We start from the raw sequence: 25,130 nt of genomic DNA, 5'->3' as shown, positions 1-25,130 counted from the left end.
ATGAGTTCCCCGACCTCCGCGACGCCCCGGCCCGCCGAGAGCGCGCCCGGCGACGCCGACTGGCACCTGGGCCGCCGCTTCATGCTGCGCGTCGCCGGACTCCCGGCGGCCGCCGCCGACGGCCTGCGCTGCGCGGACGCCCACCGCTGGGCCGAGGATGTCCTCGCCGCCGAGGAAGCCCTCGCCGCCGGTGCCGAGCCGCTGAGCGACCTGCTGCACCAAGCGGTCGGCGCGACCGACACCGACTCGGAGGAGGGCGCCGCCCAGCGCCGTGAACTGCTCGCGCTGCGCCGCCGGATCCACAACAACCGGCTGCCCGCCGACCCGGCCCGCGCCGTCCACCTCCTCTCTGTCGTGCACCCCGCCGCCACCGCGCCCGTCCGCGCCTGGATCGAGGGACGCCGGAAGCTGGACCGCCTGCACGCCGAGGGCGCCCCCCTGCTCGGCACCGAACTCGCCGCCGCCCGGGCCGTCCTGCGCGAGCTGCTCACCGACCCCCGGCTGCGGCGCGGCCTGCTGCTCGCCTCGCCCGTACTGGAGGGGCAGCTCGACGGCTATCTGCGGGCCGGGGAGCGGGCGCCCAACGGGCGGATGCGCAAGATGGAGCGCTCGGTGCTCCAGTACCTGTACCGCACCGCCCTGAAGACCAGCCCCTTCAGCACGCTCACCGGGGTCGCCACCGGCCTCTTCGCCGAGGAACCGGCGGCGCCGGACGGCGCGGGCACGGCCGAGATGCGCATCGAGGAGGAGTGGACCAGCCACGTCCGCCTCAACGTCGTGGTCCTGGCCCGGCTCGCCGAACTCCTGCTCGCCCGGCCCGAGTACCGGCGCGACCTGCCGCTGCGGCTCGCCTCCGGCTGGGGCCGCGACGACGACCGGGTCCGCTACGTGCGGCGCTGGGTCACCGCGGGGGACGACTCGGCCGCGATGACCTTCGACGCCGTCAAGGACCGGCTCTTCTTCCTGCGCCGCAGCGGCACCCTCGACCGGCTGCTCGGCCTCTTCGGCGAGCGCACCGAGGTACGCCACCACGAACTCGCCGACTGGCTCGCCGAGGAGCACGGCGCCGACGCCGAGGGCTGCGAGGCCTATGTCGCGGCCCTGCTCCAGCTCGGCATGGTGCGGGTGCCGCTGCTCGACACCGATGTGCACAGCGGCGAACCGCTGCGCACCTTCCAGGAGGCGCTCACCGGCCTCGGCACCGACTGGTCCCTGCGCCTCGCCGGGCTGCTCGACGAGCCCGCCGAGGCGATGGCCCGCTACCCGAAGGCCGACCACACCGAGCGGGCGGCCCTGCTGCGGACACTGCGCGCCGCCCTCGGCCGCGTCCAGCGGGAACTCGGCGCCGCCGAGGACACCCCGCTCCCGCAGACCCTGCTCTACGAGGATGTCACCGCGGGCGCCGACCTGCCCTGCCCGCCGCCCGCCTGGGCGCACGGGGACGGCGGCAGCCTGCGGCGGGTCGAGGGCGTCCTGCCCGCCTTCGACGTGACCCTGCCCCAGCGCATCACCTTCGAGGGCTTCTTCACCGCGCGCTACGGTTCCGGCGGCCGCTGCGAGGACCTGCTCGGCCTGGTGCACGACTTCCACGAGGACTTCTTCGACCAGTACCTGTCCTTCACCTCCGGGCGCAGCGCGATCGGCCCCGACGGCGAGTACGTACCGGAGGAGAACTGGCTCGGCCTGCCCGGCATCAAGGCCGTCGACAGCGCCCGCCGGGCCTTCATCGACCGGATGCGCGCCGCCTGGTCCGGCCACGATCCGCGGCGGGGCGAACTCCGCCTGGACTCCGCCGACCTCGCCGGGGTCGCCGCCGAGATCACCCCCCTCACCTCGGGCTTCGCCCCCCGGTGCCACCACCTCCAACTCGTCCGGGACCCGGAGACCGGCGCCGAGCTGACGGTGCTCAACCGCTCCTACGGCGGCCTCTCCTTCCCCTTCAGCCGCTTCACCCAGGCCTTCGACGGCGAGGGCACCGCCTTCTCCGACGAACTGCGGGCGACCGCGGGCCGCGTCACCCCGCCCGGAGCCGTCCTGGCCGAGGTCACGGGCGGCCCCGTCACCACCAACCTCAATCTGCACGGCCGCCTGACGGACTACCAGATCGTCTGCCCCGGCGAGACCGCCAGCGTCCCCGAGGACCGCCAGCTCCACCTGGACGACCTCTACGCCGTGCACGACCCCGGCGAGGACCGCGTCCTGCTGCGCTCCAAGCGGCTCGGCACCGAGGTGGTCCCCGTCTACCTCGGCTACCTCGTCCCGCTCGCGCTGCCCGCCATCTCGCGCACCCTGCTGCTGCTCTCCCCGTCCTCGATGTCCCCGCTCGACGTGTGGGCCGGGGTCCCCGAGGGCGCCGAGCGGGACGGCGTCACCACCCGGCCCCGGGTCGTGCACGAGGACATCGTGCTCAGCCGCCGGAGCTGGACCACCACGGCCGGGCGGCTCCCCGCCCCGGCCGCCGGCACCGGCGAGGCGGACCACTTCCTCGACTGGCAGCGCTGGCGGCACGCCCACGGACTGCCCGACGAGGTCTTCGCCACCGTCTCGGCGGGACCGGGACCGCTCGGAGTCAAACCGCAGTACGTGGACTTCGCCAGCCCCTTGTCGCTCAGCGCCTTCGAGACGCTGCTGCGCGAGCCGGAGCACCGGGTCGTCTTCCGCGAGATGCTGCCCGGCCGCGGCGGACTGCACGTGCGCTCCGCCGCGGGCACCCACGTCGCCGAACTCGCCGTGGAAACCTTCACCACCCGCCGACACCCGAAGGGCGACCCCCATGCCTGAGCCCACCCCCCTTGCCGCCGAGGGCGTCGAACCGGGCCCCTGGCAGGCGATGCACATCTTCTACGCCGCCAACCCGCAGCCCCTCCTGGTGACCTGCGTCCGGCCGCTGATCACCGCCCTCACCGAGGAGGGCCTGATCGACGGGCACTTCTTCATCAACTACTGGCTGGAGGGCCCGCACGTACGGCTGCGGCTGCGCCCCGCGCGGCCCGCGCTCACCGAGGAGGTGCGCCGCCGCGCCGAGGAGGCCGTGAGCGCCTTCCTGCGGACCCGGCCCGCCCTCTACCAGGTCGACTCCGGCTTCCTGAACGAGTTCTACAACGCCCTCTTCGAGATCGAGTTCCCCGAGGGCGACCGCAGCGCCTTCATGGGCCCCGACGGCCGGATGAACCTGCGCCCCAACAACTCCTACACCTGGGAGGCGTACGAGCCGGAGTACGGCAAGTACGGCGGCCCCGCCGGGATCGAGCTCGCCGAGTGGCACTTCGCGCACTCCAGCGACCTCGTCATGGAGGGGCTGCGCTCCATGAACCTGCACCTGCGCACCGTCCTGCTCGGCTCCTCCGCCCAGCTCATGATGGTGATGGCCGCCGCCTTCCTGCCCGACCGCGAGAGCCTGGCCGACTTCTTCGACCGCTACTACGAGTTCTGGAACCGGGCCTTCCCCGGCACCAACTTCATCGGCTCCGAGGAGTACGACCGCCAGTACGCCGCCGCCGCGCCCGGCGTCGCCAAGCGCTTCGCCGCCGTGCGCGAGACCATGGCCTCCGGCGAACTCGGCAAGCTCCCCGCCTTCCTGCGCGGCTGGGCCGAGCACTGCATCGAACTGCGCACCCGGGCCGCGGAGCTGGCGCGGCAGAAGAAGCTGGTCTTCCGCTTCCCGAACACCCCGCAGGACCAGGTCTTCGAGGACCCCGCCGCCGCGCTCCCGCTGCTGCTCTTCCCGTACATGCACATGACCAACAACCGGCTGCATGTGACCGTCCGCGACGAGGCCTACCTGTCCCAGCTCCTCGGCCGGGTCCTGCGGGAGCAGGAGCCCTCGGCCACGGCGGTGGCACCGTGACGCCCGTCGAACGGGGAGCACTCACCGCCCTCAAGCCCGCGCTCAGGGACGGGATCCTGCTCTCGCCGCCCCTGCTCAACGGGGCGGCCACCGTCCACCTGGTCAAGGACCCGGTGAGCGGCTCGGCCTTCGAGGTCGGACCGAAGGAGTTCTTCCTCCTGTCCCGCCTCGACGGCCGCCGCACCCTGGAGGAGATCGGCACCGAGTACGGCACGGCCTTCGGCCGACGGCTCGGCGAGGCCAACTGGCAGCAGCTGCTTGCCCTCCTCGGCAGCCGCCGCCTCCTCGCGGGCGCCCCACCGGAGGCCGCGCCCCAGCGGTCCGCGAAGCCGTTCAGCGGCACGCTCCTCAAGGGCACCCTGCGCATGGTCGCCGACGCGGACGCCACCACGGCCCGGCTGCACCGCGGGCTGCGCCCCCTGCTCAGCCGTTTTGTCCTGCTGCCGCTCCTGCTGCTGTGCCTCTGCATGGAGGTCCTGCTCGCCACCGAGGTGCCGGTGCTCGCCGACGACACCTGGTGGCTGCTGCACCGGCCGGTCGCGCTGTCCGCCGTCGCCGCCCTGATGTGGCTGAGCACCGCCCTGCACGAACTCGCCCACGGGGTCGCGGCCCGCCATGTCGGGGGCACCGTCAGCGAGATCGGACTGCGCTGGCGGCTGCCGGTGGCCATCATGTACTGCACCGTCGACAACTACCGCTATCTGCGGCGGCGCAGGGACCAGCTCGCCGTCGCGGCGGCGGGCGCCTTCGCCAACCTGCTGTTCCTGCTGCCGTTCTGGCTCTGGTGGACGCTGCTCGACGAGGGCGACCCGACCCGCAGGGTGCTGTCCGTGGTGCTGCTCGCCGGCAGTCTGCAGGCGCTGGTCAACCTGGTGCCGCTGCCGCCGCTGGACGGATACACGATGCTCGGGCACGCCCTGCGGGTCACCCGGCTCGCCCCGGGCAGCAGCGAGTACATGCGGCTGTGGCTGCGCGACCGTACCCGGGCCGAGGCCTATCCGCCCCGCGCCCGCACGGTGTACACCGTCTACGGCGCCGGTTCCGCGGTCCTCGTCGGCTGCCTGCTCGCCACGGCGGTCCTCGCCGTCTGGTCCTTCGCCGCCACCCGCTGACCGACCCCCGACCCCGACACCCGCCACCACCCGAACCACACCGAGGGGCACGCCCACCATGACAGCAGCCGTCCACCACCAGCCCGTACCCCCGGCCGAGGGCGACGCGGCGATCCACGTCCGCGAGGTACGCAAGAGCTACGGGGCCCACCGGGCCGTCGACGGTGTGTCCCTGGACGTCCGGCACGGGGAGTTCTTCGGGCTCCTCGGCCCCAACGGTGCCGGCAAGACCACCCTCGTCGAGATCATGGAGGGCCTGCGCGAGGCGGACTCGGGCGAGGTCACCGTGCTCGGCCAGTCGCCCTGGCCCCGCAACACGGCACTGCTGCCGCGGATGGGCGTGCAGACGCAGTCCTCGGCCTTCTTCGTCCGGCAGACCGCCCGTGAACACCTGGTCACCGTCGCCGCCCTGTACCGGGCCGGTGCCGCGGCCGCCGACCGGAGCCTGGAGACCGTGGGCCTCGGACCGCAGCGCGACACCCTCGTCGAGAACCTCTCCGGCGGCCAGCGCCAGCGCCTCGCCATCGCCTCCGCGCTGGTCCACGGCCCCGAACTCATCTTCCTCGACGAGCCGACCGCCGCCCTCGACCCGCAGGCCCGCCGCGACCTGTGGGAGGTGCTGCGCACGCTCAAGGGCGAGGGCCGCACCATCGTCTACACCACCCACCACCTCGACGAGGCCGAGGCCCTGTGCGACCGGGTCGCGATCCTGATGGCGGGCCGGGTCCGCGCCCTGGACTCGCCGCACGAACTGGTCAGCGCCACCGGTGCCCCCTCCCGGCTGATGCTGCCCGCCGGGCGCCTCAGTCCTCAGAAGGCCGCCGAGATACCCGGCGTCGACCGGGCCTCGGTCCAGGGCGGATCCCTCGTCCTGGAGACCGCCGCCACCGGAAAGGTCCTCCAGGCACTCGACGCCCTCACCGGCCTGGACGGCGTGATGACCCGCACGGCCACCCTCGAAGACGTCTACCTCGAACTCACCGGCGCCCCCGCGCCCGACGGTACGAGCGCGCACCACCACCCGACGGAGCAGAAGGCATGAGCGCATACACGACACTGACCGCCGCCGGATACCGCGCCGCGGTCCGCGACAAGGTGACCCTCTTCTTCACCTTCGCCTTCCCGCTGATCTTCCTCGTCGTCTTCGGCCTGATCTACAGCGACCAGGACGTCAGCGAGACCGGCCGCCCGTACATCTCCTACATCGCGCCCGGCGTCATGTCCTGGGGCGTGGCCAACGCGGCCGTCTTCGCCATCGCCTTCACGCTCATGCAGTGGCGCCGCGACGACCTGCTGCGCCTCATCCGGCTCACCCCGACCCCGGTCACCTCGGTCCTGGCCTCGCGCTATGTGCTCGCGCTCGCCATCGGTCTGGTCCAGGCGGTCTTCTTCGTCGCGGTGTCGCTGCTGCCGCTCTTCGGCCTCAGCCTCGACGCCCAGTGGCCGCTGACGCTGCCCGTCCTGCTCGCCGGCATCACCGCGTTCCTCGCGATCGGCGTGATCATCGGCTCCCGGGCCGACTCTCCCGAGTCGGTCGCGGCCATGGCCAACTGCCTGATGGTGCCGATGGCCTTCCTCTCCGGCTCCTTCCTGCCGATCGACATGATGCCGTCCTGGCTCCAGACGGTCGCCAAGGTCCTGCCGCTCTACTACTTCAACGACGCCGCCTCCGCCACCCTGACCGGCGACGGCGGACTCGCCGACATCGGCGTCGACTGCGCCGCGATGGCCGCCTTCGCCGTGGTCTTCGGTGTGATCGGGCTCAAGGTCTTCAGATGGAGCAACCGCACATGACAGAGGTCATCCGGCACCCGAGCACGACCGCCGCCCCCGGCACCACCGTCACCGACCGGGCCCCGGCCGCCCCCGCGGCCCCGCCCGGCGACGTCCGCGCCCCGGACGCGACCGCCCTGGAGTCGGCCCGCCGGGAGCTGTGGCACGCCTTCGCCGCCTCGCTCCCGGGCGCGCCGGCGGGCCTGCCCACCGTGGTCACCGTCGGCGTGCACGACGCGCTCGGCCCCCGCGCGGCGGACCCCTTCGCCGCCGTCCGCCCCGGCGCCCGGGTGCACCTCACCGCGGGCGCCCTGCTCATCGGGCCCTGGGGCGGCGACGGCACCGCGCCCGCCTGCGGGCAGTGCCTGGCCATGCGCTGGCAGCGGCTGCGCTCCCGCAGCGAACGCGACGCCCTGGAGACCGGCTCCCGCCCCGCCACCAAGGCCACCACCGTCGCCCCCGACTGGCCCCGGCTGCCCGGCTACCTCCTCGACACCGCCCTCGCCCTGTACGAGGCCGTCTCCGGCGGCGGCCGGACCCCGCTCGCCCCCGGCCCGACCGCGGCCGACCGGGCGCTGCCCCAGGTCACCCGGCTCGACCTCGCCACCCTCCAGGTCCGCAGCTACCCGCTGCTCGCCGACCCGCTGTGCCCGCACTGCGGACCGCGCGGCACCGACAGCGCCGAGGCGGCCCGCTTCACCCCGGCCCCCCGGCCCAAACCCGCCCCGGACGCGGCCCGGCTGCGCCGCGCGGCCGACTTCCCGCTGCCCTCCGACGCCCTCGCCAACCCGGTCACCGGGCTGCTCGGCGGCGGCACCTGGATCAACGTCACCTCGCCCACCACCGCCCCCGTCGCGGGCAGCGTCTTCATGCGCGGCTACGCCGGACTGACCGACGTCACCTGGAGCGGCCAGGCCAACAGCTTCACGCACAGCCGCGACCTGGCCTTCCTGGAAGGCCTGGAGCGCTACGCGGGCACCCACCGCCGCACCGGCAACACCCTGCTCACCGCCTCCTACGAGGAACTCGGCGACCGCGCCCTCGACCCGGCCGCCTGCGGCTTCTACGCCCCCGAGACCTACCGCACCGACCCGCTGGTCTCGCCCTTCGACCCCTCCCGCCCGATCCCCTGGGTGTACGGGCACTCGCTGCGCGACGACCGGCCGGTCCTGGTGCCCGCCCGGCTCGTGCACTACAGCGCGGGTCTCGCCGCCGACAACTTCGTCTTCGAGTGCTCCAACGGCTGCGCCATCGGCAGCTGCCGCGAGGAGGCCATGCTCGGTGCCCTGCTCGAACTCATCGAGCGGGACGCCTTCCTGCTCGCCTGGTACAGCGGGCTCACCCTGCCGGAGATCGACCTCGCCACCGTGGACTCGCCCGCGGTGCGCACCATGACCGACCGGGCCGCCCTCCAGGGCTACGAGGTGCACGCCTTCGACAACCGGATCGACCTCGACGTCCCGGTCGTCACCGGCCTCGCGGTCCGCAGGGACGGCGGCCCCGGTACGTACTCCTTCGGCGCGGGCGCCGCCCTCGACCCGGTCGGCGCCCTAGAGGCCGCCCTCTCGGAGGTGCTCACCTACATCCCGCACCTGCCCGGCCAGGTGGCCGGACGGCGGGCCGAACTCGACGCCATGGCCGAGGACTTCCGCCTCGTCAAGCACCTCAAGGACCACGCCCAGCTGTACGGGCTGCCGCGGATGACCGAGCACGTCGCCCCGTATCTGCGCGCCCGCAGGCACTCCGTGGCGGAGCTCTACGGCGACTGGCAGGAGCGCGGCCGCCCCCGCACCGGCGACCTCCGGGACGACCTCGGGCACCTCAGCGCCGAGCTGACGGCCGCCGGGCACGATGTGCTGATGGTCGACCAGACCACCCCGGAGCAGCAGCGGATGGGCCTGCACACGGTCTGCGCCGTGGTGCCGGGACTGCTGCCGATCGACTTCGGCTGGACCCGGCAGCGCGCCCCGTACCTGCCCCGGCTGCGCACCGCGGCCCGCCGGGCGGGGCTGCGGACCACGGACCTGGCCGAGGCGGAGATCCGGATGGTGCCGCACCCCTTCCCCTGACGGGCCCGGGCAGCCGACCGGCGAAGGCCGCACCCCCGCTGGGCAGGGGGTGCGGCCTTCGCCGTGGTGGAGCCGGGGTCAGCTCCAGCGCACCGTGTTGCTCAGCACCACCCCGTGGCTGGCGAAGTCCAGGGTGATCCGGTCGCCGTCGGCCATCTGGTGGCCGCCGTGGAAGCTGCTGCGGTCGGCGCCCAGGTAGACGTAGTGGATCCGGCCGGGGTGGTGCAGCGCCCGGTAGGAGAACAGCTCCGTCATGATGTCGGCGAGGCCGTAGTGCAGGGCCTTGGTCCCGGTGGTGAACTCGCCCTGGTAGGCGGCCTGTCCACCCCGCTCGATGGTGACCGTGCCGGTGACCGACTCCGGCGGCTCGCCGAGGAAGAGGAAGGGGGAGATCCCGGCCTCGCAGAGCTTGGCGTACGAGAGGTGGCCGGCGTGCCGCTTGAAGCGGCCGATGTCGGTGAGGTCGTTGCCGAAGCCGTGGCCCAGGTAGCGGGGCTCGCCCGAGGCGTCGACCGCGTAGACGAGGACGACCTCGGCCTCCTCGCAGATCGCCAGCGAGGAGGCGGGGACGGCCAGTTCGCTGCCGGAGACGCGCAGGCCCTCGCCGAGGCTCTTGAAGAACCAGTTGGGCTGGGACTGGGTGGCGGCGTCCACCTTGACGTTGTGCGTCTGCATGAAGCCGCCGATCAGGGCGTCCCCCACCGAGTCCGGCAGCAGCGGCGGCCGGAACTCCACCCCGGCGGACTCCGTCCAGGGCACCTCCACGGCGGGCCGCCCGGCGGTCAGCGCCGCCCGGGGGTCCGCACCGGAGGCCGCGGCGTCGAGCAGGGCGGCGGACAGGTCGAGTCCGTCCAGCCGGTGCAGCCGCAGCGGTTCGCCCTCGGCAGGAATGCCGAAGCCGAAGTACCGCTCGCCCTGGTGGACGCATTCGAAGAGCACCGTCATCTTGCCGTCTCCTTGCGGGAGTTCGTACGGGAGTTCTTGCGGGTTCCGGCGCGGGCGGGGAGCCGGACCGGTGCGGTCCGGCTCCCCGCCCGCGCCGTGGGTAACCGGCACGAGAGCGCGCGCCCCTGGGCGGGGGGGGGTTTTCGGGGGGGGGGGGGGGGGGGGGGGGCCCCGGCCGGGGGCGGGCCCCCCCCCCCCCCCGGCCGGAGGGATCCGGTCACGAGAGCGCGCGCCAGTGGCCGGAGGCCTCGTCGTAGCGGAGGGCGGCCCACTCCCGGGCCGAGGGGTTGAGCCGCAGTCCGAGCCCCGGACCGGGGGCGGGGGAGAGGGTGTTGGCCGTGCGGTCGACCACCGGGGCGGGCGAGACGATCATCTCCGGGAAGAAGCGGTCCGACTGGCCGCCCTCCACGGTCAGCGCGTCCGGGTTGCGGAAGGCCAGCGCGCGGCCCGCGTTGATCAGCGGCCCGACCTCGGCGACCTGCACCCCGAACTGGAAGCCGAGGCCCTGCTGCCGGGCGTGGGCGGCGAGCCGGGCCGAGCGCAGCAGTCCGCCGTTCTTCGCGAGCCGGATGTTGAAGACGTCGCAGGCCTCCTCGGCGACCGCCCGCCGGGCGTCCTCGGCGGTGCACAGCGACTCGTCCAGCATGACCTTGAGCCCCGACTCCCGCCGCAGCGCCCGCAGTTGCTCCCAGGAGCGCGGGGGCAGCGGCTCCTCCACATAGGCGGCACCGGCCTCGTGCAGCCGCCTGCCCCAGTCCACCGCGTCCTCGGCCGTCCAGCTCATATTGGCGTCGACCAGGATCGGCACCGCCTCGCCCAGCCGCCCGCGGATCGCGCGTACGGTCCGCAGGTCCCGCGCGAGGTCGTCGCTGGCCTTGACCTTCACGAAATGGAAGGGGCCCCGGGTGTCGAGGAACTCCTCCACGTCCAGGCTGAGATCGAGGACCTGCGAGACCGGCAGCCGTGCGGGCGCCGGGCCTTGGCCCTCGTCCGGCAGCAACTCGTAGGTGGAGAGGCCCAGTTGATGTCCGAGCAGGTCGAGTACCGCGGTCTCCAGGAGGCAGAGGAGATTGCTGCCGCCGTCGATGCCGAAGACCGCGCCGAAGTCCTCCTCGCGCAGCCTGGCGAGCAGGTCCGCCGGGGAGCTGCCGCGCAGCACGGCGAAGAGCTTGTCCAGCGGCACCCGCCGCAGGGCCTCCGTCACGCTGCCGGTGGTCTCCCCGGTGACATAGCGCCGGGGCGCGCACTCGCCGAGGCCCTGGGCGCCGTCCAGACGCAGCCGAAGGACCAGGCTGTCGCTGGTGGAGCGCTTGGCCGCCGGGTGGTCGAAACTGATCCGCATGGGCAGCGCCACCCGGTGCAGCAGGGCCTCAGCCATCGCGGTCCACGCCCTGCAGCAAGGTGTGCGTGCTGGTCCAGTCGACCAGGTCGTCACGGACGTCCGTGTAGAAGAGGTAGTGCTTCGGGGTCGGGAACTTGAGGATCATCCCGCGGTCGGCGGTCAGTTCCCCGAAGACCCGGTGGGTGGCGTCCAGGTCGACGATCGGGTCGGTCAGCCCGGAGACGAAGGCCGAGGGCACCTCGGGCAGCGTCCGCCGCGGAGCGAGGTACAGCTCCTCCAGGCCCAGCAGGGTGGCGCGGGAGCGGCGGGTGATCCGGCGCAGTGCCAGGTCGTCCTCGTCGATGAAGCGCCGGTAGAGCGGATCGTCGGTGAAGTCCTCGGACTTGAGCCCGGCGTCCCACAGCTCCGCGCTGTCCTCCGCGGCGAGGGCGGCGCGCTCCTCCTCGCCGAGCAGGGCGTGCAGCCGCCCCAGCCAGGTGGAGCAGTAGACCACCGCCTGGTAGGGCACCCGGAAGGACTCGTGGTGCAGAAGGGCCGCCAGGAAGGAGCCGCCCAGGCAGTGCCCGAAGAGGGTGAGCGGGACCGTCTCGCCGATCCTGCGCCGCACCTCGGTGAGGGCGTGCACATAGTCGGCGACGACGGTCTCCACGTCCGGGATCTCGTGGCGCTCGCCCTGGCTGACCCCGCTGCCGCGCCGGTCCAGTACGTAGAGCGCAACATCGTTGTCGGCGAAGCGGGGCCCGACCTCCCACAGCCACCCGGCGTGGCTCTGCAGCCCGTGGAAGTAGAAGACGGCTCCCTTGGCCGGCTTCTCGGGCTGCCAGCGGTGCAGGGCGAGTTCGGTGCCGCCGGACACCAGGGGGATGATCTCCTTGCGCACGTTCTGCGGCGGCCTCTTGGTCTCGATCACGGTCTGTGTGTCCCCTCAGCGGCCGACGATGTCGGCGAGGAATCCGACGTCCTTCTGGAACGGCTTGTACTTGTGCTGGGTCGGATTGGCCGGGTGTCTGCGGGCCTCGTTGTACGCGTTGATCGCGTCCTTGGGCACGGTGTAGAACTCCAGGGCCCCGAGCCGGCCGCTGGTGCGCTTGGAGGCGTACTCCAGGTTGATCTCCATCAGCTGCCGGTCGACGGCCGAGGAGAGGGTGTGGTCCAGCTCCGGGTCGGGGAGCGGGACCTCGCTCACCACCACGTAGTGCGGCGGCTCGGCCCAGTTCGGCCCGCACATGTACAGGCTGGTGTCGATGCCGTGCGCGGCGGTGCCCTCCCTGATGGCCTGGGTGACCTGCGCCTCGGTGATCTTCTCCCCGGTGAAGGAGTGGAAGACGCCGTCGCGGTGGACGAAGTGGATCCAGGGGGTGCCGTCGACGATCCGGTCCACCCGGTAGATGTCGCCGCTCCACAGCCGGAACAGGCCGTTGCCCTGGGTCATGATCAGGTGGTAGTCGCGGCCCGGCTCCACCTCGTCGAAGAGCAGGGTGTCCACCTTCTCCCCGGCCTCGATGAGGGAGCCGAGCGGCACCTCCGCCGGGACGAACTCGAAGAAGGCCTGCCCCACCGCGAGCGGCTGGCTGTCCAGCGAGTCGTCCACCGGGATGGTGGTGACCCCCTCGGTGCCGCAGCTCATGAACGGCATCTTGGCGACGCCGGGCAGCACCTCGTCCAGCTTGGCCTGGTAGAGCCCGGCGGAGGAGGAGAGCCAGCAGCTGTACAGGCTCAGCGAGGGCCAGATGTCCTTGAGGCTGAACTCCTCCCGGGCGAGCACGGCGGCGAGGCGCTCGGCGCCTTCCGGGTCGGGCGCGCCGAAGGGCTCGCCCTCCAGGGTGCCCTCGCGCAGGTCGCGGACGAGGGCGGGCCCGTGCGCGGCCACCAGGTCGCGCAGCGAGATCAGCGTGCTCGGGTTGATCGCCGAGATGAAGTGCAGGTCCTCACCGAGGAGTTGGCGGATCCGGTGGTACATCCGGCCCTCGTGCGAGGCGGGCGCGCGGGTGCCGAACCAGGGTGCCTCGCCCCAGGGCGGGTTCCAGTCGCGGCTGTTGAGCTGCGGGTAGCGGTTGCTGATCGCCTGGTACTGCACCCCGTACAGCTGGTCGGTGACCGCCTCGCGCACGGTCTGGGTGTCCAGCGTGGCGTGCGGGTGGTCGAGCAGCTCGGGGTGGTGCTCCAGATAGGTGCCCCACATGGCGGCCATCGCGGGGATCCGGTACGTCAGCAGCCAGTGCAGGGTGTACGGGACCCGCTTGGGGACGCCGGTGGTGCCGCTCGTCTTCAGCCAGCGCAGCACCGGGCTGCAGGAGAGCACGCCGCCCTTGGTCCGGGTCTCCCGGTCGATCTGCCGCTCGAAGTCGCCGTAGCGGGTCAGGGGCAGGATGTCGCGGAAGGTGCCGGGGTCGGCGGCGATGCGGTCGTAGCCGTTCTCCTTCCAGTACAGGGAGTCGGCGCAGAGAGCGATGACGTCCTCCAGGACCCGGCGCTGGGCCGTCTGGGGGTCCTTGAGGTCGGCCAGCAGCTCGGCACGGGCCTGTCGGCATTCCTCGGCGAACGGGGTGCGACGCGCTTTCCAGTGTTCTTGCCAGTCAGGTCGGTCCACTGCCTTCAGCTTCTCTCTGGCTCGTTTCCGGTACGGAGAGTGTGCGGATGAGTGCGCGGTGAATTGTCCGGCCGCGATGAACGTCCGGTGCCCGGTGTGCTTTTCAGGTCCGGCGGCCCGGGCCCGGTGGAACGGGCCCGGCCCTTTGTCGCTCGGTCGTCTTGTTGCTCAGTCGTCGAATGCGGCGAAGAGTTCGCGCTTGCTGACCTCGCCCAGCCGATTCACGTCGAACTCCTCGGGATCGGCGACCGACAGGGAGTCGAAGACCAGGTTGATGGCGGCCACAAGGCCCCAGGCCTCCTTGTACGGGGGCCAGCCGGGGCTGCCCCGGTCGGCGTCCTGCTGGCGGGCGAAGAGGTAGTCGGCCCACTGGCGGGTGGCGGGGTAGCGGTGGTGGAAGTCGTGCACCACCGTGTCGCCGGTGAGCACCAGGTAGCGGGTCGGCGCGTGGACGAAGGCCATCCGCGAGCCCCACCGGAGCCAGCCGGCCGCGCGGCGGACCGGGGGCAGCGAGCGGTCAGGCGCGGCGTCCCCGAGGAAGATCGCGTTGGTGAGCGAGCCGAAGTACTCCTTGCCGCGCTTCACCTCGGTGCCCGGCGCCGGGAAGGTGTGCTTCACGCACAGCCGCAGGGTGTTGCTCACCTGGAAGAGCGGAACCAGCGGCACCAGCCAGGCGAGGACCAGGTACTCCCAGGTGCCGGTCGCCACCGTGACGGCGCCGAGTCCCACGTAGAGGCCGAGGGCGCCCGCCTTCTCGCTGGGGGCCGAGGCGTTCCAGAAGGACCGGCTGCGGGCCACCGCGAAGGCGAAGTGGAACCTCGGGGAGAACAGCTTCCCGAGGAGCCGGCGCCACATCTGGCGCCGCGTCATGCCGGGGTGCACGTCGAGGCTCACCAGGAAGGCCTGCACCGTGGGGTCGCGCATCGTCATGTGGTGCGCGGCGTGGTGGTCGCTGACGTGCTCGCGGCTGTAGCGGGCGAAGTTCTGGATGATCAGCGTGCTGGAGATCGCGCGCCCGATGATCCCGTCCGGCCGGCGGCGCCGGTACATGTTGCTGTGCGCGCACTGGTGGAAGATCATCATCCGCAGGTTGCGCATCCCGTGCAGGGTGGCGGCCCAGCCCGGGAGGAACAGCAGCAGCCAGGCCCCGGAAAGGGAAAGGCCGGTGCAGCTGAGTGCGATGCCGACCGCCATGGAGAACACGGCAGAGACCAGATGAAAAGTCGGTGACCACCAGGAAAGAGGTTTCTGCCCGGCGAGCGGCTTACCGGTGAGCAGGGTCAACGGGTACTGCGTGAACCTGGGTAGCGGACGCATTGATTCACGGGGGTCTAAGAGATCTTCCGCGAAGTCATCGGTTCTCGGGTCGCTTTCGATGGCGGCCATCGCGCTCCTGTGGAGTCTTGAACGAGCGGGTTCTCGAATTCGATCGCAAGGATCGGGTGGAACACCGTGCGCATAGCAGCAGGGCCGCCCTGAGGGAGGCACGCGAATTATCTTTTCAGCGGACCGGTAAGCCGTCAACCGTTATTTTGCTGCAACTTCCTGCATTTAACGGAAGTGCAGCAGACGACACCTCCGTGCAGTGATCCGGCAAAGTTCACCGGACTTTTCCTGGCACGCGTATGTGCCGTTCCGCACAGGTGCGGAACGGCTTCGCGGTAAATCCTGTTCTGTGGAATCAGGAATCGGCGGGTGCGGATTTGCGCACGACCTCCTCCTGTTGTTCGGGAAGCTCGCGGCGCCTTCGCACGGGGGACAGGAAGACCGGCAGGAAGGCGAGCGAGAGGATCACGCCGCCCACCCACAAGGTGGTGTGCACGCTGGTGAGTTCACCGATGGCGCCGGCCACGGCCGAGCCGACCGCGAGGGCGCCGGTCAGCATGAAGCGGAAGGTGGCGTTCATCCGCCCGAGCAGGGAACCCGCCGTCATGCGCTGGCGCAGGCTGACTCCGAGAACGTTGTCCATTCCGGTCTTGAACATCGCGAGCAGGTAGCCCGCACCGGCGAGATACAGCCATCCTCCGCGGTCGACCAGCGGGATGAGCAGCCCGGCGGGGGCCATGCAGAGCCCGGCGAGACCGAGCGTGCGGCCGTAGCCGAGCCGTCCCGCGATGGGCCGCGCACAGCGCGCTCCGGCGAGGAGCCCGGCGCCGCCCGCCGCCCAGAACAGGCCCAAGGCGCCTGCGGGCAGGTCGAGTTCGCGGACGAAGAGCACCGGCAGCATGGTGTTGATGATCTGCGAGCCGAGGTTGGTGAAGGAGGCGGTCAGCGCCAGCGCCCGCAGCTCCGCGTTGCGGAAGACGTGCCGTACGCCCTCGGCGATCTGCGCGCGTAGCGTGACGGCCGCGCCGGACGGCGGGGGAGGCGGCGGGGGAGTGTGGCGGATGCCGGTCAGCCGCAGCCCGGAGGCGAGGTAGCTGCCCGCGGTGAAGGCCACCGCGACCGGCGCGGTGAGCAGCTGGACGAAGCCGCCGCCCGCGCCGCGGCCCGCGACGTTGCCCGCCGCGATGAGCGTCATGACGGCGGCGTTGGCCTGCACCAGGCCTTCCTTGCCGACCAGTTGGGGCAGCACGCTCTGCGAGCCGACGTCGAAGAAGACGGTGGCGCAGCCGTTGAAGAGCACCACGGCGTAGAGCTGTCCGAGGGTGAGCGAGTCCAGCCACCAGGCGATCGGCAGCGAGGCGAACAGGGCCGCCCTGGTCAGGTCGGCCGCGATCAGCACCCTGCGGTGCCGCATCCGGTCCACCCAGGCGCCCGCGGGCAGCCCGATGAGCAGGAAGGCGACGGTGCTGAGGGTGGCGAGCGCGCCCACCTCACCGGGGCTGGCGTCGAGTTCGGTGACCGCGATCAGCGGTACCGCGACATAGCCGATGTTGGTGGCGAGCTGGCTGAGGGTGGTCGCGGTGAACAGCGTGCGGAAGTCGGGTATCCGCCATGGGGAGTTGGTCTGCATGATCCGTTCAGCTCAGCCGATGGTCGCTCTGGAGTGGCGCAGCGGTGCGGGCCTCCGGCGGGAGGCGGCGAGGTCGTGGGTCCCGGGACCGGGTGCGGTGGTCACCGGGTGCCTGTCCACAGGCGTGACGCACCTCGGCGCTGACTGAACCATGGATCCCCCGTGTGCTGTCGTCACCGACTGCTTCGACGTACAACCTAGCGTGGCGGAGGAAATATTGGACCAGGTTGCAACACGTTTGCAATGTATACGGGGGTCGTCGAGGGAAAGTTCTTCCGCAGTTGAACCCTGTCCGATTCTCGACGTCGCGAATTCCGTCTTGACAGCGACTTCCCTGGTGAAGGTGTGATCCGAAGGGTTCGCCCTTTCCCCGGCGGTCGTGACGTGCGTCACACCTTCACATTGCTCTGTGACTTGCGTCACATTGTGATCAGTGCGTGAACTCGTTGACAGCTGCGCGTAGTTGGGTGATTGTCAGATTCGAAACCAAGAGCGCGTGCCTCGTCCGGGCTGGGAATCACAGGGGGGAAGAGCGGTGGACCGCCGCTGCGTGTTTTCCGGGTGGGGATGCCGCCGCCCGAATGGCCGGAGCCCTCGGGCCCGTATTTCTCTCATTCCCCCGCCGGTATTCAGCAGCCCCCGCATCCGGATATCCGGAGCCCGGAGTTCACTCGGCCCTGCGCCTCAGGCAGGGCTTGCCGCAATCAGACAAGCCAGGTGAAGAGCTAATGACCGTACGAACTGCCCTCCTCATCGGTGCCGCCGGTGGAATTCTGCGCGAGGTCTCCCGCGCGCTCGCCGACCAGGGCCACTCGCTCGTCCTCTTCGACCGGAACGAGGAGGCGGTGAACGCCCTCGCCGCCGAGCTGTCCGGCCGGACCAAGGTCGAGACCGTGGTCGGCGACATCACCGACATCCCCGCCGCCGAGCGGCAGTTGGCCGAGATCGCCGAGCAGCACGCCCCCTCGATCCTGATCAACGGCGTCGGCGGCGACACCCGGGTCATCGGCTACGAGGACCTGACCACCGAGCACTTCGAGCAGACCCATCTGGAGAACGTCACCAGCACCTGGATCGCGATCAAGGTCTGCGCCCCGTACATGGTCCGCGACGGCTACGGACGCATCGTCAACTTCGCCTCCGCCGGCGGCCGTACGTACAGCCACTTCAACAACGCCGCCTACGTCGGCGCCAAGGCCGCCGTCATCGGCATGACCAAGCAGATCGCCTACGAGCTGGCCGCCACCGGCGTGGTCGCCAACGTGGTCGCGCACGGCCCGATCGCCACCGAACGGGTCGCCGGCGCCTGGGAGAAGCGCGACCCGGCCTCCAAGGAGGCCGTGCTCTCCAAGCTGCCGATGAAGCGCATGGGCACCGTCGAGGAGGCCGTCGGCAGCGTGCTCCACCTGGCCTCGGAGAGTGCCGGCTACTCCACCGGCGCCGTCATCGACATCAACGGCGGCCTGTACATGTGACCGCGGCACCCCCCAGGAAAGGCCAAGCCATGCCGAAGTTCGTCGTCGAGTTCAGCTACAACGTCGACCGCGCCGGACGCCAGGAATTCCACCCGGCGCACGCCGCCTACCTGCACCAACTCACCGACCAGGGCATCCTGCTGCTCGCCGGCCCGGTCGAGGGGGAGAACGCGGGACTGCTCATGTACGAGGCCGCCGACCGGGCGGAGCTGCAGCGGATCCTCGACGAGGAGCCCTACATCAAGGGCGGCGTGGTCGCCGGCACCCGCGTCCTGCAGTGGGCCCCCGGCAAGGGGACCCTGGCCGCGGGGCCGGCCCGCTCCGCCGTCTGAGAAGCCACCGCCCGGCCGTTCGAAGCAAGAGGAAGCAAAGGGACATGAATACACCGGCAGTTCAGGGCACCGAGGCCCGCACGGCGCGGATCACCGGCGAGGACGGACTCGTCTCGCTGCGGCAGGAGTGGCTGCACCCGGCCATCGTCGACCCCGAGATGGACTCGATGCGCCTGCTCAGCGAGACCGCGATGCGCTTCCCCGAGGCGCTCTCCTTCTCCTCCGGTGCCCCCTACGACGGCAACCACGACCTGGCCGCCCTCAGCTTCCACCTCGAGCGCTATGTGAAGCACCTGCGGGAGAAGGGCCTGCCCGAGGAGCGCATCACCAGGACGCTCTTCCAGTACGGCCCGGTCAACGGCTTCATCCAGGACGAGGTCGCCCTGATGCTGAAGCGGGACGAGGACATCGATGCCCCGCCCGGCTCCATCATGATCACCCACGGCTACCAGGAGGCCGCGCTGGTCGCCCTGCGCGGCCTGTTCTCCTCGCCCGACGAGGTCCTGCTCACCGTCTCGCCCGCCTACGTCGGCATCCGCGGCGCCGCCCGCATGCTCGACATCCCGGTGCGCGGAATCCTGGAGAGCGGCCCCGACGGGCTCGACCCCGAGACGGTGCGCGAGAGCGCGCGGGCCCTGCGCGCCGAGGGCAAGCGCGCCGTCGCCCTCTACCTGGTCCCCGACTTCTCCAACCCCTCCGGCACGGTGATCCCGCTGGAGGCCCGGCGCCGCCTGCTCCAGGTCGCCGCCGAGGAGGAGCTGATCCTCCTGGAGGACAACCCGTACGGACTCTTCGCGCGGGACGGCGAGACGCTGCCCACCCTCAAGTCCCTGGACACCACGCGCAATGTGATCTACCTGGGCTCCTTCGCCAAGTCCGCCTTCCCCGGCGCCCGCCTCGGCTATCTGGTCGCCGACCAGCCGGTCACCGACGCGGAGGGCACCACCCGGCTGCTCGCCCAGGAGCTGTCCAAGGCCAAGGCCATGTACAGCGTCGGCTCCTCCTCGCTCTCGCAGGCGGTCATCGGCGGCATCCTGGTCGAGAACGACTACACCCTGCGCCCGGCCACCCGCGAGCTGGCCGCCGTCTACCTGGAGCGCCTGGACACCGTGCTCGACGCGCTCGCCGGGCACTTCCCCGCCGAGCGGCACGAGGAGCACGGGGTCAGCTGGAACGAACCGCGCGGCGGCTTCTTCCTCACCCTGCGGGTCCCCTTCACCGCGGACCTCGCCAAGATGGAGCGCTCCGCGCGGGACTACGGGGTCAGCTGGGCGCCGATGAGCATGTTCCACATCGAGGGCGGCGGCTACCGCGAGATCAGGCTCGGCTTCAGCAACCTGGCCCCCGAGGCCATCCGCGAGGGCATCGCCCGCCTCGCGCGCTTCATCGCGGACACCCCCCGCGACTGACCGGCCCCCGGCGGCCCGCGGACACCCGGGGCGGACTCTCAGCACACAAGCGGACTCTCAAAGGGACGAGTATGAGTGGCACCAGTGACAAACCGACCGCGGTCGTGGTCGACGGGTACTCCGCCGGGAACTTCTACCCCGCGGCCTTCGCCGCGGCCGGTGCGCGGGTGATCCACGTCCAGAGCACCCCCGAGCTGATCCCGAGCATGCTGGCCCCCGACCTCACCGCGTACGCCGAGAACATCGTCGACGGCGACGTGGACTCCCTCGCCGCGCGCCTCGCCCCGCTCGACCCGGTCTGCGTGGTGCCGGGGCAGGAGTCCGCGGTACGGCTCGCCGACGCGCTCAGCGAGGCCCTCGGCGTCAAGAGCAACGGCACCCGCCTCTCCCCGGCCCGGCGCGACAAGTACGAGATGATCGAGACCCTCCGCCGCGCGGGGGTGCGCTGCGCCCGCCAGTTCAAGAGCGCGGACCCCGCCGCCCTCGTCGACTGGGCAGAGCGGGAGGGCGGCTTCCCGGCGGTGGTCAAGCCGCTCAGCTCGGCCGGTTCGGACAGCGTCTTCATCTGCCGGGACGGGGCCGAGGTGCGTGCGGCCGCCGAGCGCATCCTGGACGGGCACAACATCTTCGGCGCCGCCAACACCGAGGTGCTCGCCCAGTCGTATCTGGAGGGCACCGAGTACATCGTCGACACCGTCAGCTGCCGGGGGCACCGCTACGCCTGCGGCATCTGGGAGTACGAGAAGACGCTCCTCGACTCGGGCCAGCGGATCTACAACCGGGACATCCTGCTCGCCGAGGACCAGGAGCCCGCCGCCGACCTCGTCGCCTATGTGGACGAGGTGCTGAAGGCGCTCGGCGTCGAGTGGGGCCCCGCCCACGCCGAGGTCATCGTCACCGCGGAGGGCCCCACCCTCGTCGAGATCGGCACCCGGCTCAACGGCAACCTCAACCCGGGCTTCCACGACGTGGCCCTCGGCCAGAACCAGGCCGCCCTGTCCGCGCTGGCCTACGCGGACCCCGACGCCTTCCTCGCACGGTTCTCCGGCGGCGTCTACACCAAGCGCCAGCACGCCTACGTCTACAACGCCCCCACCGTGCTCGACGGCATCGTCAGCGCGGTGGACAGTGCCGCGGTCGCGGAGATGCAGGGACTGGAGAGCGTCTTCCAGGCCGCCCCGCGCTATGCGCCCGGCGCCCGCATCAACCCCACCAACGACCTGATGACCACCTCGATGAAGATCTTCCTGACGGGCCCCCACCACGAGCAGCTCACCGCGGACTACGAGAAGGTCCGCGTGCTCAAGGACCTCGTCTACCGCGTCGACCAGTAGCGGCCGGCGCCGCCCGCCCGGCGGGCGGCGCCCCGCACCGCCCGGGCCCCGCCCCCTCCCATCCGTACACCCTTCCGTTCCATCCACCCCACGGAGGAAAGCTGTGCACAGCCGTATCGGTCTCTTCCTGTCCCCGGTCCACGAGACCGGACAGGATCCGCACCTGGCCATCAGGCGCAATCTCGACCTGGTCGACCACGCGGACCGGCTGAACTACGACGAGGTCTGGTTCGGCGAGCACCACACGCTGGGCTGGGGGCTCGTCGGCGCGCCGGAGACGATGATCGCCGCGGCCTCGCAGCGCACCACGCAGATCAAGCTCGCGCACGGGGTCACCCCGCTCTCCGGGCACCACCCCTTCCACGTCGCCAGCCGGGCCGTCCACCTCGACCACCTGACCCGCGGCCGCTACATCCTCGGCGTCGGCCCCGGCGTGCCCTTCGACGCGGCCACCTTCGGCCTCGACCCCAAGGTGCAGCGCAAGCGCCTCGACGAGGCCCTGCCCACCGTGCTCGAACTCGTCAACGGCGAGGAGCGCATCACGCAGAAGACCGACTGGTTCGAACTGCGCGACGCCAAGCTGCAGTTGCCGCGGTTCAGCCCCCAGGGCATCGAGATCGCGGTGGCCACCAGCGGCACCTCGGTCACCAGCCCCCGCCTCATCGGCCAGTACGGCCTGAGCATGACCTCCTTCGCGCTGCCCTTCGCGCTGATGACCCCGGGCGCCCCGGACCACATCGGCCTCGCCGGGCAGTGGAAGCACGCCCAGGAGGCCGCCGAGGAGTACGGCCAGACCCTCGACCGCGACGCCTGGCGGGTGGCGCTGCCGGTGCACGTCGGCGAGACCCGCAAGCAGGCCTTCGACGAGGTCCGCGAGGGCTACGACCGCTGGCTCTTCGAGTACTTCGGCAAGGCCGCGGGACGGGACGTGCTCAGCCCCGGTGCCTCCCGCGAGAAGGCCCTGGAGGACCGCGTCGAGGCCGGGGGCGCCCTGGTCGGCTCGGTCGAGGACGTGGTCGACGGCATCCGCCGGATGCAGGAGGCCACCGGCGGCTTCGGCACCCTGCTCGTCTACGTCGCCGACTGGACCTCCTGGGAGAACACCAACCGCAGCCTGGAACTGCTCGCCCGCTACGTGGCGCCGCAGATCAACGGCGCGGTCTCCCGCCCCCGGGAAGCGGTGGACTTCGCCATCGCCCAGCGCGCCAAGTAACGGACCGCAAGGGCCCGTTGATCTCCGCCCGCCGCGCCGGCCCGTCCGGCGCGGCACCGAGACCTCACCCGTCACCGCCGGACGTCCACGTCCAGCCCGGATTGAGTGGAAGACAGATGCTGGAGCAGCGTTCGTTTCGCGACATCCTCGGCCGGTTCACCACGGGCGTCGTGCTGGTGACCGCGCAGACCAAGGAAGGACCCGCGGGGATGGCGGTGAACTCCTTCACCTCGGTCTCCCTCGAACCTCCCCTGGTCGCCCTGTGCGCCGCGCACACCTCCACCACCTGGCCCGCGATCCGGGAGACCGGAGGCTTCGCGGTGACCATCCTCGGCGACCAGCACGCGGACCTGTGCCGCCTGTTCGCCACGCACGGAGCCGAGCGCTTCGCCGGACGCCAGTGGGGGCTGACCTCCGCCGGGCACCCGCTCCCGGCGGACGGGCTCGGCTGGCTGGACTGCCGCATCACCGACATCCACCCGGCCGGCGACCACGAGCTGGTGGTCGCCGAAACGGTGGCGGGGGCGCTGACCGACTCGGCCGGCCCGCTGGTCTTCCACGCGGGCCGGTTCCGCGAACTCATCGGCTAGCCCGGGGAGTTCAGCCGGGTGCGCCCCCGAGTCCGCGCCCGGCTGCCCACTGCCCGCCCCTTCCCCTCCGATCCCTGCTCTCCTCTCCTCCGCTTTTTTCTCTTCTCTTCACCGATCGTCTTCTCTCAGTCCGTCCGTCTCAGCACCGCACTCTCCGCTCTCTCCGCGACGGGGGTTTCCATGCCGTACGAAAGTGGTCCGCAGTCCGCCGGCTCCGCCGAGCCCAGAACCCGGACGGTCATCCTGGGGGTCGCCGCCAGCGACAGCCATGTGGTGGCCAACCACCTGATCGCGCACGCGCTGCGCGCCCAGGGATTCCATGTCGTGAACCTCGGCACCTGCACCACGGTCGGCGAGTTCGCCGAGGCGCACGCCGAACACCCCTGGGCCGAGGCCGTCATCATCGGCAGCCTCAACGGCCACGCCTACGAGGACCTCCAGGAACTGCCCGAGGCACGGCGGGCCGGGCAGCTGGCCTGCCCGGTGATCGTGGGCGGCAACCTCTCCGTCGGCAGCCACAAGGACAGCAACGACATCGAGCGGCTCAAGGGCCTCGGTGTCGACGTGGTGCTCTTCGACCCCGAGGAGCTGCCCGCCACCCTGGACCGGCTGCGCACCCCGGTGGCGGAACCCCTGCCCGTCGCCTCATGAGCCACCAGCCGGACAGCGAGAGAACCGCGCTCCCCCCGGTCGGCGAAGGTCCGGGGGTCGCCGCCCAGGCGGTGGCCCCCCTGCCCTCGCTCGCCGAATCGGTCGCCTACGTACGGGAGTTGGGCAAGCCCACCGCGGCCGAGGTGCTCGGCGAGGCCCGGGCGCGGGGGCGGGTCGCCCTGCAGCCGCGCTGCGGGGTCGGCTCGCACGTCCAGATGACCACCCTGCTCCAGGACCTGGAGCGGCACGGGAACCCCGACATCCTCTCGCTGACCATCGACTCGCACACCCGGCTCAAGCGCTTCGACAAGGCCGAGGCCGCGCTGCGCAGGAACCCGGCCGACCTGAACGGCTACCCGCTCGTCACCCACGGCTGGCAGCGCGGCCGGCAGCTGAACGAATCGGTCGGCGTGCCCCTGGAGATCCGGCACGGATCCCCCGACGCCCGGCTGCTCTTCGAGACCGCCGTCGCCTCCGGCATCACCTCCTTCGAGGGCGGCGGCATCTCCTACAACCTGCCGTACTCCAAGGCCGTACCGCTCAGCGAGTCCCTGGCGGCCTGGCGGGACGTGGACCGGCGCTGCGGCGAACTCGCCGAACTCGGCCTGGTCATCGACCGGGAGCTGTTCGGCACCCTGACCGCGGTGCTCGTCCCGCCCTCCATCAGCCTCGCGATCAGCGTCCTGGAGGCGGTGGCCGCCGCCCGCGAGGGGGTCAGGTGCATCTCGGTGGCCTACCCCCAGGGCGGCCACTGCGAGCAGGACGTGGCCGCGCTGCGCACCGTCCCGGAGCTCGCGGCGCGCTATCTGCCCGAGGGCACCGAGGTGCACGCCGTCCTGCACGAGTACATGGGGCCCTTCCCCAAGGACCGCGGCGACGCCGAGGACCTGATCCTCTACGGCGCCCTGGTCGCCCGGCTCGGCGGGGCCACCAAGCTGATCACCAAGACCTACCAGGAGGCGTACGGGATCCCCGACACCCGGGCCAATATCGACGGCCTCGTCCTCGCCGCGCGCGCCAACTCCCCGCTGCTTTCCTGCCTCCGGCTGGACGAGGACCGGATCGCCGAGGAGCGGGAGTGGATCCTGCGCGAGGTGGCCGAGATCGTCGAACCGGTCCTCGCCGCGCCCGAACTGCTGCCCGCCATCGTGGAGTCCTTCGCCTCCGGGCGCCTGGACATCCCCTTCAGCGCCAGCCGCTACGCCCTGTCCGAGGTGATCCCGCGGCGCGCCCCCGACGGCGCGATCCGCTACCAGGCCACCGGCGGGCTGCCGCTCTCCGACACCCTCAAGCGGCGCAACGAACAGGCCCTCGCCACCGGCGGCGGCGAGGAACTCGGCGAGATGGTCCGCGGTCTGACCGCCGACATCAACTACTTCCTGACCGCCTTCGACACCCCCGGCGCGCCCCGGTGACCGCGGCCGGGTGCGAGGGACAACGGGATGCCGGAAGTGGCATCGTGGGCGCCGTCGCGAGTGATCCTCTTTTCCCA

The 25,130-nt window shown here is 71.7% G+C and carries 20 protein-coding genes; 14 read left to right on the top strand and 6 right to left on the bottom strand.

From position 1 onward, the window contains the following. Genes HFV08_RS24220 through HFV08_RS24195 form a run of 6 tightly spaced genes read left to right on the top strand, consistent with a single transcriptional unit; the run spans position 1 to position 8,801 of the window. Positions 1 to 2,781: a lantibiotic dehydratase gene (locus HFV08_RS24220; protein ID WP_168542418.1), complete on the top strand. Its 2,781-nt coding sequence runs from the start codon at positions 1 to 3 to the stop codon at positions 2,779 to 2,781. Then, positions 2,774 to 3,847, top strand: a complete 1,074-nt coding sequence (locus HFV08_RS24215; protein ID WP_168542416.1) for a lantibiotic dehydratase C-terminal domain-containing protein — start codon at positions 2,774 to 2,776, stop codon at positions 3,845 to 3,847. The genes HFV08_RS24220 and HFV08_RS24215 overlap by 8 nt, the downstream gene beginning before the upstream one ends. Next, positions 3,844 to 4,959 carry a peptidase M50 gene (locus HFV08_RS24210; protein WP_168542414.1) on the top strand — a complete coding sequence of 372 codons (1,116 nt, stop codon included), beginning with the start codon at positions 3,844 to 3,846 and terminating at the stop codon, positions 4,957 to 4,959. The genes HFV08_RS24215 and HFV08_RS24210 overlap by 4 nt, the downstream gene beginning before the upstream one ends. Before the next feature lie 58 nt (positions 4,960 to 5,017). Beyond that, on the top strand, positions 5,018 to 6,001 hold the full coding sequence (locus tag HFV08_RS24205; protein ID WP_168542412.1) for an ABC transporter ATP-binding protein: 984 nt from the start codon (positions 5,018 to 5,020) through the stop codon (positions 5,999 to 6,001). Then, the gene (locus tag HFV08_RS24200) at positions 5,998 to 6,753 is read left to right on the top strand and encodes an ABC transporter permease (RefSeq protein WP_168542410.1); all 756 of its coding nucleotides are present in this window, start codon (positions 5,998 to 6,000) and stop codon (positions 6,751 to 6,753) included. The genes HFV08_RS24205 and HFV08_RS24200 overlap by 4 nt, the downstream gene beginning before the upstream one ends. After that, positions 6,750 to 8,801 (top strand): TOMM precursor leader peptide-binding protein, encoded by a 2,052-nt coding sequence (locus HFV08_RS24195; RefSeq protein ID WP_168542408.1) that lies wholly within the window; start codon positions 6,750 to 6,752, stop codon positions 8,799 to 8,801. The genes HFV08_RS24200 and HFV08_RS24195 overlap by 4 nt, the downstream gene beginning before the upstream one ends. A gap of 78 nt (positions 8,802 to 8,879) precedes the next feature. On the opposite strand, the gene HFV08_RS24190 is transcribed toward HFV08_RS24195, so the two are convergent. From HFV08_RS24190 to HFV08_RS24165, 6 genes are all read right to left on the bottom strand, one after another. After that, positions 8,880 to 9,746, bottom strand: coding sequence for an FAH family protein (locus HFV08_RS24190; RefSeq protein ID WP_168542402.1), 867 nt, complete (start codon positions 9,744 to 9,746; stop codon positions 8,880 to 8,882). Between the two features lie 217 nt (positions 9,747 to 9,963). Then, positions 9,964 to 11,124, bottom strand: a complete 1,161-nt coding sequence (locus HFV08_RS24185) for a mandelate racemase/muconate lactonizing enzyme family protein (protein ID WP_168542400.1) — start codon at positions 11,122 to 11,124, stop codon at positions 9,964 to 9,966. After that, a complete protein-coding gene (locus HFV08_RS24180; protein WP_168542398.1) occupies positions 11,117 to 11,998 on the bottom strand; it encodes an alpha/beta hydrolase in 882 nt (293 codons plus the stop codon). The genes HFV08_RS24185 and HFV08_RS24180 overlap by 8 nt, the downstream gene beginning before the upstream one ends. Positions 11,999 to 12,013: 15 nt before the next feature. After that, positions 12,014 to 13,678 (bottom strand): GH3 family acyl-acid amido synthetase, encoded by a 1,665-nt coding sequence (locus HFV08_RS24175; protein WP_168542396.1) that lies wholly within the window; start codon positions 13,676 to 13,678, stop codon positions 12,014 to 12,016. 168 nt (positions 13,679 to 13,846) lie between these two features. Further along, positions 13,847 to 14,872, bottom strand: coding sequence for a fatty acid desaturase (locus tag HFV08_RS24170; protein WP_246341978.1), 1,026 nt, complete (start codon positions 14,870 to 14,872; stop codon positions 13,847 to 13,849). 487 nt (positions 14,873 to 15,359) lie between these two features. After that, complete coding sequence (locus tag HFV08_RS24165; protein WP_168542394.1) at positions 15,360 to 16,634, bottom strand: MFS transporter; 1,275 nt, start codon at positions 16,632 to 16,634, stop codon at positions 15,360 to 15,362. Between the two features lie 728 nt (positions 16,635 to 17,362). Here HFV08_RS24165 and HFV08_RS24160 point away from each other — a divergent pair. The 8 genes from HFV08_RS24160 to HFV08_RS24125 all read left to right on the top strand — a co-directional run bounded on the left by HFV08_RS24160 (position 17,363) and on the right by HFV08_RS24125 (position 25,053). After that, entirely contained in the window at positions 17,363 to 18,109 is a 747-nt protein-coding gene (locus HFV08_RS24160) for an SDR family NAD(P)-dependent oxidoreductase (RefSeq protein WP_040246688.1), read from the top strand. A 29-nt stretch (positions 18,110 to 18,138) separates the two neighbouring features. After that, positions 18,139 to 18,441, top strand: a complete 303-nt coding sequence (locus tag HFV08_RS24155) for a YciI family protein (RefSeq protein WP_168542393.1) — start codon at positions 18,139 to 18,141, stop codon at positions 18,439 to 18,441. A gap of 44 nt (positions 18,442 to 18,485) precedes the next feature. Further along, a complete protein-coding gene (locus HFV08_RS24150; RefSeq protein ID WP_168542392.1) occupies positions 18,486 to 19,850 on the top strand; it encodes an aminotransferase-like domain-containing protein in 1,365 nt (454 codons plus the stop codon). 71 nt (positions 19,851 to 19,921) lie between these two features. After that, the gene (locus HFV08_RS24145) at positions 19,922 to 21,184 is read left to right on the top strand and encodes an ATP-grasp domain-containing protein (protein WP_168542391.1); all 1,263 of its coding nucleotides are present in this window, start codon (positions 19,922 to 19,924) and stop codon (positions 21,182 to 21,184) included. A 103-nt stretch (positions 21,185 to 21,287) separates the two neighbouring features. After that, positions 21,288 to 22,397: an LLM class flavin-dependent oxidoreductase gene (locus tag HFV08_RS24140; RefSeq protein ID WP_168542389.1), complete on the top strand. Its 1,110-nt coding sequence runs from the start codon at positions 21,288 to 21,290 to the stop codon at positions 22,395 to 22,397. Positions 22,398 to 22,513: 116 nt separating this feature from the next. Continuing rightward, complete coding sequence (locus HFV08_RS24135) at positions 22,514 to 22,987, top strand: flavin reductase family protein (protein ID WP_168542387.1); 474 nt, start codon at positions 22,514 to 22,516, stop codon at positions 22,985 to 22,987. Between the two features lie 180 nt (positions 22,988 to 23,167). Then, positions 23,168 to 23,638: a cobalamin-dependent protein gene (locus HFV08_RS24130; protein WP_168542385.1), complete on the top strand. Its 471-nt coding sequence runs from the start codon at positions 23,168 to 23,170 to the stop codon at positions 23,636 to 23,638. Then, positions 23,635 to 25,053: a methylaspartate mutase gene (locus tag HFV08_RS24125; RefSeq protein ID WP_168542383.1), complete on the top strand. Its 1,419-nt coding sequence runs from the start codon at positions 23,635 to 23,637 to the stop codon at positions 25,051 to 25,053. Before HFV08_RS24130 ends, HFV08_RS24125 begins: the two co-directional genes overlap by 4 nt. The last annotated feature ends 77 nt before the right edge of the window (positions 25,054 to 25,130 follow it).

The organism is Streptomyces physcomitrii (assembly GCF_012273655.1).
Lineage (GTDB): Bacteria > Actinomycetota > Actinomycetes > Streptomycetales > Streptomycetaceae > Streptomyces > Streptomyces physcomitrii.
Note: the sequence above shows the minus strand (reverse complement) of the source record. Positions and strands in the feature narration are given on the sequence as shown.